Source organism: Arthrobacter sp. AFG20, assembly GCF_002892795.1.
GTDB lineage: Bacteria > Actinomycetota > Actinomycetes > Actinomycetales > Micrococcaceae > Arthrobacter.
The window spans coordinates 77,529-90,560 of record NZ_PJMC01000010.1 but is presented as its reverse complement, the minus strand read 5'-3'; the positions used below and the strand labels follow the sequence as shown (position 1 = coordinate 90,560).

General features: G+C 64.6%; 13 protein-coding genes. 5 read left to right on the top strand and 8 right to left on the bottom strand.

The features are described from left to right. Positions 1–28 precede the first annotated feature (28 nt). The 3 genes from efeO (at position 29) to CXZ05_RS13280 (ending at position 4,140) form a co-directional block, all read left to right on the top strand. Positions 29–1,222: an iron uptake system protein EfeO gene (gene efeO / locus CXZ05_RS13290; protein ID WP_102973069.1), complete on the top strand. Its 1,194-nt coding sequence runs from the start codon at positions 29–31 to the stop codon at positions 1,220–1,222. Further along, entirely contained in the window at positions 1,219–2,586 is a 1,368-nt protein-coding gene (gene efeB / locus CXZ05_RS13285; protein ID WP_102973068.1) for an iron uptake transporter deferrochelatase/peroxidase subunit, read from the top strand. The genes efeO and efeB overlap by 4 nt, the downstream gene beginning before the upstream one ends. A 222-nt stretch (positions 2,587–2,808) precedes the next feature. Continuing rightward, on the top strand, positions 2,809–4,140 hold the full coding sequence (locus CXZ05_RS13280; protein ID WP_102973067.1) for an HRDC domain-containing protein: 1,332 nt from the start codon (positions 2,809–2,811) through the stop codon (positions 4,138–4,140). Positions 4,141–5,319: 1,179 nt separating this feature from the next. Here CXZ05_RS13280 and CXZ05_RS13270 read toward each other — a convergent pair. Next, complete coding sequence (locus CXZ05_RS13270) at positions 5,320–5,874, bottom strand: DUF3090 domain-containing protein (protein ID WP_102973066.1); 555 nt, start codon at positions 5,872–5,874, stop codon at positions 5,320–5,322. A gap of 602 nt (positions 5,875–6,476) precedes the next feature. Here CXZ05_RS13270 and CXZ05_RS13265 point away from each other — a divergent pair. Continuing rightward, complete coding sequence (locus tag CXZ05_RS13265; RefSeq protein ID WP_102973065.1) at positions 6,477–6,761, top strand: hypothetical protein; 285 nt, start codon at positions 6,477–6,479, stop codon at positions 6,759–6,761. Between the two features lie 533 nt (positions 6,762–7,294). Here CXZ05_RS13265 and CXZ05_RS13260 read toward each other — a convergent pair. Then, the gene (locus CXZ05_RS13260) at positions 7,295–7,642 is read right to left on the bottom strand and encodes a recombinase family protein (protein ID WP_374754659.1); all 348 of its coding nucleotides are present in this window, start codon (positions 7,640–7,642) and stop codon (positions 7,295–7,297) included. 560 nt (positions 7,643–8,202) lie between these two features. Between CXZ05_RS13260 and CXZ05_RS13255 the strand changes: the two genes are divergently transcribed. After that, positions 8,203–9,465 (top strand): MFS transporter, encoded by a 1,263-nt coding sequence (locus CXZ05_RS13255; RefSeq protein WP_258006580.1) that lies wholly within the window; start codon positions 8,203–8,205, stop codon positions 9,463–9,465. A 98-nt stretch (positions 9,466–9,563) separates the two neighbouring features. Here the strand turns inward: CXZ05_RS13255 and CXZ05_RS13250 are convergent, their stop codons facing one another. From CXZ05_RS13250 to CXZ05_RS13225, 6 genes are all read right to left on the bottom strand, one after another. Continuing rightward, positions 9,564–10,388: a sulfite exporter TauE/SafE family protein gene (locus CXZ05_RS13250; RefSeq protein WP_219726554.1), complete on the bottom strand. Its 825-nt coding sequence runs from the start codon at positions 10,386–10,388 to the stop codon at positions 9,564–9,566. 149 nt (positions 10,389–10,537) lie between these two features. Beyond that, on the bottom strand, positions 10,538–10,849 hold the full coding sequence (locus CXZ05_RS13245; protein ID WP_102973063.1) for a hypothetical protein: 312 nt from the start codon (positions 10,847–10,849) through the stop codon (positions 10,538–10,540). Between the two features lie 12 nt (positions 10,850–10,861). Then, positions 10,862–11,200 (bottom strand): YnfA family protein, encoded by a 339-nt coding sequence (locus CXZ05_RS13240; RefSeq protein WP_102973062.1) that lies wholly within the window; start codon positions 11,198–11,200, stop codon positions 10,862–10,864. 34 nt (positions 11,201–11,234) lie between these two features. Further along, complete coding sequence (locus tag CXZ05_RS13235) at positions 11,235–11,765, bottom strand: DinB family protein (protein ID WP_102973061.1); 531 nt, start codon at positions 11,763–11,765, stop codon at positions 11,235–11,237. A gap of 86 nt (positions 11,766–11,851) precedes the next feature. Further along, complete coding sequence (locus tag CXZ05_RS13230; RefSeq protein WP_102973060.1) at positions 11,852–12,199, bottom strand: helix-turn-helix transcriptional regulator; 348 nt, start codon at positions 12,197–12,199, stop codon at positions 11,852–11,854. A gap of 69 nt (positions 12,200–12,268) precedes the next feature. Continuing rightward, positions 12,269–13,009 (bottom strand): MIP/aquaporin family protein, encoded by a 741-nt coding sequence (locus CXZ05_RS13225; protein ID WP_102973059.1) that lies wholly within the window; start codon positions 13,007–13,009, stop codon positions 12,269–12,271. Positions 13,010–13,032: the final 23 nt, after the last annotated feature.

Below are 13,032 nucleotides of genomic sequence, written 5' to 3'. Positions count from 1 at the left end.
GCATCCCCAAACCCCCCAAGGAATTCACATGCCCGGCTTCTCTTCGCCCAAAACCCGCCGGACTGCCGGTGCCCGCCTCGCCGTCGTGGCAGCCACGGCCGTCCTCCCGCTGGCCCTCGCATCCTGCACCGAAAACGCCAGCGCCAACGCGTCCGCCACCGGCGGGCCCATCCAGGTGACCAGTACCGATGCCGAGTGCAAGGTCTCCGCCGCGGAAGCCCCCAGCGGAACCCTCACCTTCGCCGTGAAGAACGACGGCGCCGAGGTCACCGAGTTCTACGTGCTCGCCGAAGACGGCCTGCGGATCGTCGCCGAAGTGGAAAACATCGGCCCGGGCATCACCCGCAACCTGGTGCTTACCGCGCCGGCAGGCAACTACATCACCGCCTGCAAGCCGGGGATGAAGGGTGACGGCATCCGCGCGGACTTCACCGTCCAGGACTCGGGCAAGCAGGCAACTGTGGACGCCGATTTCCAGAAGCTCGTGGACACCGGAGTCACCCAGTACACGGCCTACGTCAAGGACCAGACCGAGCAGCTGGTGGCCGGAACCAAGGAATTCGCCACGGCCTACGCCGCAGGTGACGCAGCCAAGGCCAAGAGCCTGTACGCCGCCACCCGCATGCACTGGGAACGGATCGAACCCGTGGCCGAATCCTTCGGGGATCTCGATCCCCGGCTCGACGCCCGTGAGGCGGACCTCGAACCGGGACAGAAGTGGACCGGCTGGCACCGGGCCGAGAAGGACCTGTTCCCGCCGGCGGGATACAAGGCGCTGACCGCAGCTGAGCGCTCTGCAATCGCCACGCAGCTGGTGGCCGACACGGAGGAACTCAGCACCCGCACCCGCACCGTGGAGCTGAGCGCGGACAAGCTCGGCAACGGCGCCAAGGAACTGCTGGATGAGGTGGCGCGCGGCAAGGTCACCGGCGAGGAGGAAATCTGGTCGCACACTGATCTCTGGGACTTCCAGGCCAACGTCGACGGCGCACGGATCGCGTTCGAGAACCTCAAGCCCGCCCTGCAGCAGAAGGACGCCGCGCTGGCCACGGACCTCGACGCCAAGTTCAGCGCCCTGCAGGCTGAGCTGAAGAAGCACGCCCAGGGCGACGGCTTTGCCTACTACAACGAGCTGGGCAACGACGAGATCCAGCGGCTCAGCGCCCTGGTGGACGCCCTCGGCGAGCCGCTGTCCAAGCTCACCGCGGCAGTGGTGCTGTGAGCGGCTGCCCCTTCGGCGGCAACCAGCAGCCGCCCGCCAACACGCAACCCAACACTTCCGGAGCGCCGCCGGAGACCTCCGACGGCGCCAACCGCCGGCTGTCCCGGCGCGGACTTCTGGGACTGGCCGGCGTGGGCGGCGCGGGAGCGGCGGCGGGAATCGCCGCAGGCCTGCTCGGCCACGACACCCTGGCGGCCGCTGCGGCGCCGCCGGCCGCCAACGATTCCGTCATACCCTTCTTCGGCGACCGGCAGGCGGGGATCACCACGGCGGCCCAGGACCGCCTGCACATGGCGGCCTTCGACGTCAGCACCGACGACCGTGCGGCGCTCATCCAACTCCTCAAGGACTGGACCGCTGCCGCGGACGCCATGACCGCCGGCCGGACCACCGGAGCCACCGGCGCCGTCGACGGCCCGTATGACGCACCGCCGGAGGACACCGGCGAGGCGCTGGACCTCGACGCTGGCCGGCTCACCATCACCTTTGGCTTCGGCGCCTCGCTGTTCGAAAAGGACGGCAAGGCCCGCTTTGGCCTCGACGGAAAGCGGCCGGATGCCCTGGTCGATCTGCCGCACTTCCCCGGCGACGCACTGGAGCCGGCCCGCACAGGCGGCGACATCGTGGTGCAGGCATGCGCCGACGACCCCCAGGTGGCCGTGCACGCCATCCGCAACCTGGCCCGGATCGGCTTCGGCAAGGCCCGTGTCCGCTGGTCCCAGCTGGGCTTCGGCCGCACCTCGTCAACGTCGCGGGCGCAGCAGACCCCGCGCAACCTCTTCGGCTTCAAGGACGGGACCAACAACCTCAAGGCCGAGGACGCCGCCCTGCTCGACGAGCACGTGTGGGCCGGCGCCGGATCCCATGCAGGCGAAGCTTGGATGGAGGGCGGCAGCTACCTGGTGGCCCGGCGCATCCGGATGCACATCGAGATCTGGGACCGCACCTCGCTTCGCGAACAGGAAGGCCTGATCGGCCGGACCAAGGGAGAAGGCGCACCGCTGTCGGGCGGCAAGGAGTTCACCGCCCCCGACTTCGCCATCAAGGGCAACGACGGCGAGCCCCTCATCGCCATGGACTCCCACGTCCGTCTGGCCCACGCGGACCAGAACGACGGCGTGCGGATGCTCCGCCGCGGCTACAACTACACCGATGGCTCGGACGGGCTGGGCCACCTCGACGCGGGGCTGTTCTTCATTGCGTTCGTCAAGGACCCGCGGACGCACTACGTGCCCATGCAGATGACCATGGCCAAGGAGGACGTGCTCGCACTGGAATACCTCAAGCACACGGGTTCCGGCCTCTTCGCCGTGCCGCCGGGCGCCAAGCAGGGCGGCTTCATCGGTGAAGGCCTCCTCGCCTGAGCCTGCTTCGCCTGGACCCTCTATGCCAGGCCCTTTTCGCCTGGGCTCCGGGGCATGATCGCTGAGGCATTTACACCGCGCCGCCGTCATTTCCGACGGCGGCGCGGGCCGTTCCAGTCCCGGCTCCGGTTCCGGCGCGGGTCCCGTTCCGGAACAGACCCGGCGGGGCATAAACCTGCCCGGAACGTCCCTCGGGCCTGCTGCCGGTAAACTAGGGACATCATGACCGCTCAAAATTCGGATAACACCACAGCTGGCGCTCCGGCTGCTGAAAACACACCCCACATAACGGTGGAGGGCTTTGACAGCCTGGTCCCCGTTGTCATCGATCTCGATTCGCCCCGCGACGGCGTCCCTTTGGTCATCGAAACCCAGGCGGGGCTGCAACGCTGCGCCGCCGCAATCGCCGCGGGCACGGGCCCGGCCGGTGTTGATGCAGAACGGGCCTCGGGCTTCCGCTACGGGCAGCGCGCGTTCCTCGTCCAAATCCGCCGGGAAGGTTCCGGAACATGGCTGATCGACCCCGAGCCGTTCGGGGACCTGCGCATCATCAACGATGCCCTGCAGGGCGTCGAATGGATCCTGCACGCCGCCAGCCAGGACCTGCCCTGCCTGTCCGAGCTGGGTATGTGGCCGGACAAGCTTTTCGACACTGAACTTGCAGCACGTCTGGCCGGCCTTCCCCGCGTCGGCCTCGCTGCCGTGATCGAGCAGCTGCTCGGTTTCGGACTCGCCAAGGAACACTCGGCAGCGGACTGGTCAACCCGGCCCCTGCCGGAACCATGGCTCCGGTACGCCGCGCTCGACGTCGAAGTCCTGACTGAACTGCGCGAGGAACTTATAGAACTGCTCGAAGCGGACGGAAAACTCGAGTACGCCGAGCAAGAGTTCGCCGCGATCCTGTCCGCCGGGCTCGCAGCACCCCGGGTTGACCCCTGGCGCAAGACGTCCGGGCTCCACCAGATCAGGGACCGCCGCCAGCTGGCCGCGGTGCGGGAGCTGTGGCTGGAACGCGACGCCCTGGCCCAAAAGCGCGATGTCGCCCCGGGACGTCTCATCCCCGACTCTGCCCTCGTCGCCGCAGCCAAGGCGATGCCGACGACGGTACCGCAACTGCTCAGCACCAAGGGATTCCACGGCCGGGCCGCCCAGCGGGAGGCCCCCCGCTGGCTGCGGTGCATCGCTGCGGCCCGGGCGCTCGAAGACCTTCCCCCGCTCCACCTGCCCACTAACGCCCCGCCGCCGCCGCGGGTCTGGGCCGACCGCGACCTTCCCGCGGCCGAGAGGCTGCAGACCGCCAGGCCGCTGCTGCAGGAAAAGGCGGACGAACTCAAGCTCCCGCTCGAAAACCTGCTGACCCCGGACTACCTTCGCCGCGTCGCGTGGCGGCCGCCCGAGGACATCACCGAGGCCGCCATCGCCGAGGAACTGCGCGGGCTGGGTGCCCGGCCGTGGCAGGTGGCCCTGGTGGCGCCGCTGATCACCGCGGCGTTCCTCAACCCGCAGCCGCTTCCGCCGAAGGAAGCCAGGGAGCCGAAGGAAGCCTCCGCGTAGGTCGCGTTTCCCCTACGGGCTTGCCTCCGGCCCGGCGCCGTGCGGCGGGTTCTGTGTGGGGTTCCGGGCAGGCCCAAGACCGGCTTTACTGATGCTCCTATTGGTGTCAACGGGCTCGGCGCTGCCGGCGTCGTGCAGGTGTCCGGGGTCGACTGCTCCGGCCTCAAGGGTCTGCCGATCGCTGCGCGACGGCCTGCGGCCGCCCTTGACCCCAGAGCCTCCCCCGGTCATTAATGCAGGGGCGGCGGGGCCGGGCCCATCGCAGTTTGTCTACGGCGTCAGGCCAGCAGCGGGCCGGATGCGCAATCCAGGGAGCGTCTTAGCGGCTTCGGCGGATGGGGAGTTGACCCAGTCTTCGTAGCGTTGGTAGAAGTCGTCGTCGCGGGTTATTCCGCGTTCCAGCCGGGACAGCGCCGTGGGCCAGACGTGCAGGCTGTCAGAGGCGGCCTGCAGCGTGATGTTCTTGTTTCCTGCGTCTGGGGTCCGGCTCTTCCGGCCGCGGGCCCGGCTCCGGCAATGGGCCAGGAACAGGACCGGGATCAGGAGACGTCGGGTCCGGAGACCCAGGTTCCGGTGACGAAGGGTCCGGCGAGCCAGGGGCGGCCGGCCCCGGTTCCGACGGAAAGGGCTCAGATTCCGGAAGTGGTGGAATGGTCACTGTGATCCCTCCTGAAAAGTTGCGGCTCCCATGATCGCTACCCGTACTGCTACCCCATCTGGGGCTCCGGCGGCCTGTGGTCTAGAAGGAGATGTACGTGACGAGCTCGGTATGGCGATCTCCTTATCTGCGTTGATGGGACGAGCCGCGAACCGTTAGGCGGTTCCGGGATGGCCCATAGCCTCCCGCCGTCGGCGCCAGACCGTCAGGACGATGGGCTAGAAGTCATTCTTCGCGCTCCCAGCGTCCCTGTGAACCCCGCTTTATGAGCAGTCACCGGAAGTCGACTTCAGACGCGGGGGTCATAAGAAGAGCAGAATTTGGAGAAGGACTCGGTTTGCCCGCAAGACATCCCTTACGCTGCTGAAACTTCAGCAATCAATCCGGTCGCCCGGCTCGCTGGGTAGGCCATCTCGCCGTACGAGTTTCTAGGTTCTGCAGGTGGTTGAATCAGCCCACCGCAATTTCCCGCAGGATTTGCAAAAGCGCAGCCCACGACTCTCGACCGTTCGCCGTCGGCATCAGACCTCGGGAGGAGTGCAGATATGTCCGTCGGCGTCTACGGGGTGACCGCAGAGCGTGCATATGGGACGTCCGGCATCTACTACCTCACGTGTGCGCTTCGCGAATGCGCGAGCGGCGCCTACCGGCATCCGCACCAACAGCATTTCGGGCACTTCATCGCCGTCCTGATCAAGGGATTCGCCGCTGTCACCCGCGGCTACATCGGTGATGGGGTAAGCCTCTATGACCACATGCGCCGTCGTCGGATCCCAACCTAGGCTCATTGCGCCGGTTCGAAACTGCTCCTCAACTGCCTCGAGTGGATCATTGTCGACCAATTCGATGGGAGTCCCGGTGGGAACACTGAAGCGGTTGCCTTCGACGGTGATGAGCTGATCGAGAATCTCGTCAATTTTCTCGGCGAGCAGAGCGGATTGCTGCTTCTCCAGAGCGACAGAAACAATTTGCGTCCCTGTGCGTACCTGCAGATAGAACGTGCGCGCGCCCGGAACGCCGACGGTGCCGATGACGACGCGATCAGGCCAGACAAACTCGTGAACACGTGTAGGCATGGCAGTATTTTAGGCGACATGAGGTGCATTAGACGTTCCATTGGCCTGGTGGGAGTGCCGGGCCGGGGGCGGCTGGGGGGAGGCGCCCTGGTATCGGCAGGCGCCTTCGCCGCCCGGCCCTGCACTCCAAGTTACTGCTCGAACACCGTGTAATTCCGCGTACCCGGCACCGAGGAAGCATCCCGTATTTAGACGGCATGGTCACGCTGGCTGAGAGCCCTTTGCCGGGCGAGAAAAAAGAAGGAAGTAACCCTGTGACTGCTAACGGCGAATGGCGGTCAAATCGCAGTTCAAGATGGCGGTTTTCGAACCGTCCGGTTGGGACATCGTCCGCACCTTGCCAGCGCTCTGTGACCGCTTGGTGTCGTTCTAAGTGGGGATCCGCGGCTATCTTGCCTGCCTGTTGGGGTTGATGAGGATTATTGCCGGAATTTCGGGGTAGAAACGTCGACTGCCACGCTGGTTTTCGTGCGGTTCGGAAGGATCGTTGAGCGCCGAGGTCTGTGAGGTTTTTAACATCTCCGTTGAGCAGGCCATGCATCCTTGCAGGACACACCGATTGGCTCCGCAATCCTGTCAGTGCCCGGGAGCACCATGGTCTTATGACGGCTCCAACGGTTGAGGCGGCGATCCATGAACTGATGGATTTCGCTTGGAATCATGTCTATGACCTGCTCGAGGAGCGGGGGCTGCTGGGGGACGGTTTGTTCGTCGAGGAGTACACCGGGATCCAGTCCTGGGTGGAAGACCTCACCCGCTGCACCGTCGTCCACTCCCGGGCGGTCGCTGTCCTGTTCGTGGACACTCGGCCGGTGGACGCCATCGTCTTCCCCCACGACATCCTTGGCGCTGACAACCCGAAAAGCTTTTTCAGCGTCCCCGGATAGGCGCAGCAGGTCTAAGCCTTATTGGTTCCTTCTTCTCCTGGTGCTTATGGGCCATGATTGCCGTTTCCCCTGGGCGGTGCCGAGGCCATCATTAGAGGTACAGAGCACTGCGATTTGAATCGGAGGCTGCCATGATCCAGGCCCTGCTGTGCAAGCTGAACATTCGGCACGATTGGCATGTCGAACATGCTGAAGACGGGGGCCTATATAAGCGCTGCCGCAGATGTGGCAAGGACGACGATAGCGGCGGCGGAGGAACAGGAGGCAACTTCAGCGCGTGGATAGGGCCGACGGCGGGAGGGTGACGTCCCTTAGCCGACCTTCTGGATTCTCGACAATGGCAGCCCGGGCCCGACCAGGGTGACGTCCTTGCGGACAGCGGACCGGCCGATCGCCCCGGCTGTACCGCCCGGTTCGACCAGCGGCAGCCGACCACCACGCTGGCAAGCATGAAAAGAATGCGAGCATCCTTTGAGAATGGCACCAAAACACACAGTCCTCATAACGAAACTACGGCAAGATAAGCGACTCGACTAGCTTGTAAGCCCCGCGAGGCCGGCCGCCAAGTCCCTTCCGGCTTCTCTGCGTTTGCTGATGGAATCGGTAACGCGTTCGCATTTGATCTCGTGTTCCATTTGGGCGAGAGCGGCCATGATCGTGAACAGCATCGACCCCATGGGTGTCGCGGTGTCCACGTCGCCACCGCCAAGGTTCAGGACGCGCAGGCCCGCGCCTCGGCCGCGGAGTTCGTCGGCGAAGGCAAGCATGTTCTGGGTGGACCGTCCGAGCCGGTCCAGCGTCGTGATGACCAGGGTGTCGCCTTCAATCAGCGCGTCGAGGGCTCGATCGAATTGCGGCCGTGAAGCTCGCGCTCCAGACACACCGTGATCCACATAGAGGTCATCGCGTCTGACGCCGACGGCCAGAAGGTCCGCCTGCTACCGGTCGGTCGACTGCTGCCGCGTGGAAACGCGGGCATAACCGATAAGTCTCACCACAGGCTGCTCCGATGTGTCGCATAACTAACGATGAATACACCGATTCAACCAGAAGGTTATGCGACATAGTCACGAGAATCGCCGGCTGTCGTCCAACTTGCGCCGTTCCACGGAAAGCGGACCAGTGCCGTCGAAGCGATTATTCACTCGGTGAGACGTCTCGTACCCCAAGGGTTGTGAGACGGCCTCCTTTAATTTGGGGGACACGCACCTGGCGATGAAAAGGGTAGAGTCTTGCTTCCCCCGGGCGACCGGGTTAATAGGGATTGGTGCCTCGCAAAGAGGCGTGGTGCGGTGACTGTCAACCTTTTTGGGCACCAGTGTGACGGCTATATCCTGCCCCGGTTGGAATGAACGAGGTGTGAGACCGGGTCGTTCTGCGGATTTTGAAGGAGGGCCAGCTCGGAGCACGATAGACGGACGAACTACAGGAAGCGCAGCGAATGACGAACCCCATGTCCCCTCCTGCGCGACCGGCGACCGCGCAGCCGTTGACCGCGTTTCGCTTCATTTTCGTCTTCGGCCTTGTCAGTGCTCTCATGGACGTGGTTTATGAGGGTGCGAGGAGCGTCACGGGACCGTTCCTTGGCCTTCTTGGTGCCTCGGCGCTGTTGATCAGCGTGATCAGTGGTGCCGGTGAAGCTGTGGCTCTGGTCCTGCGTTTGGTCTTTGGCCGCTTGGCGGACCGGCCGAGGCTGCGTTGGGCGCTGGCAGTGACTGGATACGGTCTTACCGCCCTGTCCGTGCCGTTGCTGGGAATCACGGATGCCCTTTGGGTTGCTTGCGTGTTCGTGCTCGCCGAGCGACTGGGCAAGGCAGTGCGCAGTCCGGCGAAAGACGCAATGCTCGCCGAGGCGGGAACCGCCGTCGGCCGTGGCAAGGCATTCGCACTGCATGAGGCACTGGACCAGGTCGGCGCGTTTATTGGCCCGCTCCTGGTCGGGCTCTCTCTAGCCTTGTCAGGCAGCTACGGGCCCGGCTTCCTCCTTCTTGCCGTGCCCGGACTCGCCGCGATGCTGGTCCTGTTCTGGCTCCGCCGGCGGGTTCCGGATACCTCTATTTACGAGCCGGCTCATCACGTTACTTCGGAAGCAGACTCTGCCGGAGGTTCCGAGGGAGCTCAGGTGCCTGCGGCCGCAGCCGTTGCCGGCGGGCTGCCGCGCAGGTTTTGGCTTTACGCGGGTTTTAGCAGCGTGACGATGTTCGGCTACGCCACCTTTGGCCTGCTCTCCTACCATTTGGTCGTCAATGGGCTCTTGGCTCCTGCCTGGATCCCGGTGGTTTACGCCTTTGCCATGGCGCTGGATGCCGTGGCGGCTCTGGTCTCGGGATGGCTTTACGACCGGATCGGACTCAGGGTCCTCATTGTCCTCCCGCTGCTGGCGGCCGTTGTCCCGTGGCTGGGGTTCAGCACGAACACGGCACTAGCCGTGACCGGAGTAATGTTCTGGGGCGCTGCCATGGGCGTCCAGGAAAGCACCATGCGTGCCGGCGTCGCCGAACTCGCACCACCCTTGCGGCGCGGCAGCGCCTACGGCATTTTCACGGCCTGTTACGGCGTTGCCTGGCTTGCAGGCAGTATTCTCATCGGTGCGCTGTACCAGCAATCAATTCTCGCCTTGGCCGTCACACTGACTATCGTGCAGGCAGCAGCTCTGGCCCTGTTTCTGGCGACTCGACCGCATCGCAGCAAACTCGTGCACTGAGGCTCGGTCATCGAGTGGCGGCGGGACCGCCGTGTGCGATTTTGAACCGTCCTTGCTGGGTCCCCTTGTCGGCGTGTCTCTTCCCGGTCGCGGCCGCGTTAGTCGTGGTTCCAGACTTTGATGGATGACAGCAGTAGGAGCAGGACGAGCAGGGGGATGAGGACCAGGTTAGGTACGGCGCCCAGGAGCAGACCGCCAAGAATGGTTCCGGTGATTGATCCCAGGGTCATGGTGATGAGGAAGGGCTTGCTTTGGCTAAGCACGGTGAAGCTCTTGTCCCTGCTGAAGCGTGCGAAGGCCACGAGCATGGTCGGCAGGGACACTGCCAGGGAAAGGCTGCCGGCGATCTTGATGTCGGTCCCGTAGAGCAGCACGATTGTGGGAATCAACAGCTCTCCGCCCGCGACTCCCATCAGGGCAGCGACGACGCCGATGAGGACGCCGGCGGCGAGGCCGAACACGGTCCGCGGGGCGGCCGGAATGCTGAGGGGGTCCACGGGGAAGAAGTGGGTCACGAACAAGAGCCCCGCGATCAGTACGAGCAGGACCGCGATCACGCGGAACAGTGTTTTCGACTTGAGCTTGGTGGCCCAGTGCGCGCCGATCCAGGCGCCCAGGAGGCTTCCTGCGAGCAGGTTCAGCACGATGTACCAGTGCGGTGATAATTCCCCTAGGGGGACGGCAAGGAGCCGGGCTGGCAGTGCGGTGATCACGACGATCAGGCTCATGGCCTTGTTCATGATGATGGCCTGCAGCGCGGCGAAGCCGAAGAGACCGATGAGCAGCGGAAGCCTGAATTCCGCGCCGCCTAGGCCGATCATGCCACCCAGGACACCGATGACTGCTCCGGCAAGGAACACCAGTGGGAGGGATTGCTGGCCTGCCTGTGCAGGGGCAAGCAGCGGCATGGTTTTGCTTTTCATACCTGAAAATTATCAGCAGCAGCATCCCGGAACTGTCGGCTGTCCAGCGCGGTTGGACGTATCGGGGCCATTCAAACCTGTCACAGTCAGTGCAGCCCGGTGAGATGATTCCACCGGCCCATCACACGGAAAGGCCCGACCAGGGCTGCCTAGGAAGTACGCGGCGCCGAGCGCAGGGCCGCCTGGAGATCTTTTTGGGAGGGTAGGCCGGCCAGGCCCGCCTCGGTTTGGTAGACCCTGCAGGTCAGAGCAGGGGCGGCGGTTGAGGGAAACACGTCGCGGTCGCCGGCAATGAAGGAGGGTGAACCATGGAAGTTCAGAGATTCTGCCTGCTCCTCGTTGCTTAGCTCGACCACGCGGATGTCCGCCCCTGTGCTTTCGGCAGCCAGAGCGCGACGGAACAGTTCCAGCGCAGCAATGCTGTTGGGGCAGTCCGGGATAACTCTCAACTCGTAGGTCACTGATTTAGTATTTCAACCTGCGTTGCGCGGCGCGAACATGATGACGGCGACCCCGAGCAGGCAGATCGCAGAACCTGCGATGTCCCACCTGTCGGGCCGGAAACCGTCAAAGGCCATGCCCCAGAGCAGCGACCCGGCGACGAACACACCCCCGTAGGCGGCAAGGATCCGGCCGAAGTGCGCGTCCGGCTGCAATGTCGCTGCGAAACCGTAAATTCCGAGGGCGATGACGCCCAGTCCGGCCCACCACCAGTCCTTGCCTTCCCTGACGGATTGCCAGACCAGCCACGCACCGCCGATTTCCGCGGCGGCGGCAAGAATGAACAGCAGGATTGTCTTCGCGATAGTCACAGGGCTCATCATTGCAGGCGCGCGGCCAGGCGGATTACCGTTGCGGGCGGCGCAGACTGAGTTGCCCTGCATGGAAGTCGAAGTGTTTTGTCGGGTACGCGTAGACATCGTTGAGCGTCATGCTGGGCGCGAAGAATGGATCCCACCGGTCCGGGAATGCCATCGACCTGGACAGCGACGCCGGGCTCTCGCGCTTCAGGCTGCGGGTGATGGCGTTGATGGTTTTATCGAGTTTCCGGGCCATCCGCTGCTTGTTGAAGTACAGGGCTGCGCTCTTGGAGCCCCAGTAATTGATGACGTCGAAGGGCCGCGTTCCGGCGTTCAGGAGCGCGGCGAAGGCCTTCCCGATAGGTGCGGGGAGCCGGCTGACGAGGTGGACCAGCGGAAGCAGGGCGCGGAGCACCATGTAGCCGAAAACCATGTGGAAGAGCAGCTCTTCATTGGCCCACTTCGTGCCGTTGCTCTTGCCGTGAAGCTCCTGAGTACTGGCCTCCGCTAGCCAGTAATCAAGGTCGGTCCGTGCCCGGCTGTATCCGGCCAGGATGTCGTTCTTTGTCGGTTCCACAAAGCACCCCGTTCAGGCTGGCAGCAAAACCCCGCAGACCTGTTTTCAATCCCCCGCTTCAATGCCCCGTACGGTCAGGGTACGGATCACAGGTTGACCAGGAGGCCGGCGGCACGATCCAGGGCGCCGGGGACGAGTGAGAAGTAGGCCCAGGTGCCGCGTTTTTCGCGGTGCAGCAGACCGGCGTCGACGAGGATCTTCAGGTGGTGGGACACGGTCGGCTGGGTGAGATCGAGTGGATCGGTGAGGTCGCAGACGCAGGCTTCGCCGCCTTGGGCGCTCTTGACGATGGACAGCAGCCGAAGCCGGTTCGGGTCGGCAAGGGCTTTGAAGACCGCCGCCCTGTCGTTCGCCTCGGCAGCGCCCAGGCTGGGCACTGCCGGCGGGCAGCAGCCGGTGTCCGTGGCTGGTTCAAGCAGCGGCAGTGAAGTCATCTCTCCATTATGCCCCGATATTGACGTTCATCAATGTTTGCCCGAGGGCGGGTTTGGCCTGTGGGAGGGTTACGGCTTGGTTGCTTTGGCGCTGTGCTGGATGACGACCTCATCCGCAGCGCGGACGCCGGCCGGGAACAGCAGGAGCAGCAGGCCCAGGCCGATGGCCGCGCCGATCAGTTGGGCGATGACGAAGGGTGCCACCGAACCCGGCGCGATGCCGGCGAAGGTGTCGCTGAAGATCCGGCCGATGGTCACTGCGGGGTTTGCGAACGAGGTCGAGGACGTGAACCAGTACCCGGCGCCGATATAGGCACCGACAGCTGGTGCTGCGAGGGCGCCGCGGTTTGTAGCGGCAAGGGTGAAGATCAGGAGGACCAGCCCCGCCGTGGCGACAACCTCACCAAGCAGGTGCCCGGTGGTGGCGCGGTCCTTGGCGGAGATGGACGTCCCGACGTCAAACATGGCATTGGCCAGTACGCTGCCGCCGATCGCCCCGGCCACCTGCGCCGCAATGTAGGCGCACACGTCCGGCAGGCTCAGGCCGGAACCGCTGCGCCGACCCAGGAACCAGTCGGCCAGGGACACGACAGGGTTGAAATGCGCGCCGCTCACCGGTCCGAAGACCAGGATCAGCACCGTCAGGCCCAAGACGGTCGCTGTGCTGTTCTGGAGCAGCTGCAGGCCAACATCATTGGGTGAGAGCTGCTGGGCTGCGATCCCGGAACCAACGACGATGGCAACGAGCAAGGCGGCCCCGAGAAATTCAGCAAGGGCGCGGCGCCACAACGGCGGCTGGTGTGAAGTCATGGAACCAGCTTGACCGAAAAAAT

Coding starts and splice junctions, on each gene's coding strand:
- CXZ05_RS13280 (WP_102973067.1), top strand. CDS start 2,809: ATGACCGCTCAAAATTCGGATAACACCACAGCTGGCGCTCCGGCTGCT.
- CXZ05_RS13265 (WP_102973065.1), top strand. CDS start 6,477: ATGACGGCTCCAACGGTTGAGGCGGCGATCCATGAACTGATGGATTTC.
- efeO (WP_102973069.1), top strand. CDS start 29: ATGCCCGGCTTCTCTTCGCCCAAAACCCGCCGGACTGCCGGTGCCCGC.
- CXZ05_RS13250 (WP_219726554.1), bottom strand. CDS start 10,388: ATGAAAAGCAAAACCATGCCGCTGCTTGCCCCTGCACAGGCAGGCCAG.
- CXZ05_RS13225 (WP_102973059.1), bottom strand. CDS start 13,009: ATGACTTCACACCAGCCGCCGTTGTGGCGCCGCGCCCTTGCTGAATTT.
- CXZ05_RS13230 (WP_102973060.1), bottom strand. CDS start 12,199: ATGACTTCACTGCCGCTGCTTGAACCAGCCACGGACACCGGCTGCTGC.
- CXZ05_RS13255 (WP_258006580.1), top strand. CDS start 8,203: ATGACGAACCCCATGTCCCCTCCTGCGCGACCGGCGACCGCGCAGCCG.
- CXZ05_RS13270 (WP_102973066.1), bottom strand. CDS start 5,874: ATGCCTACACGTGTTCACGAGTTTGTCTGGCCTGATCGCGTCGTCATC.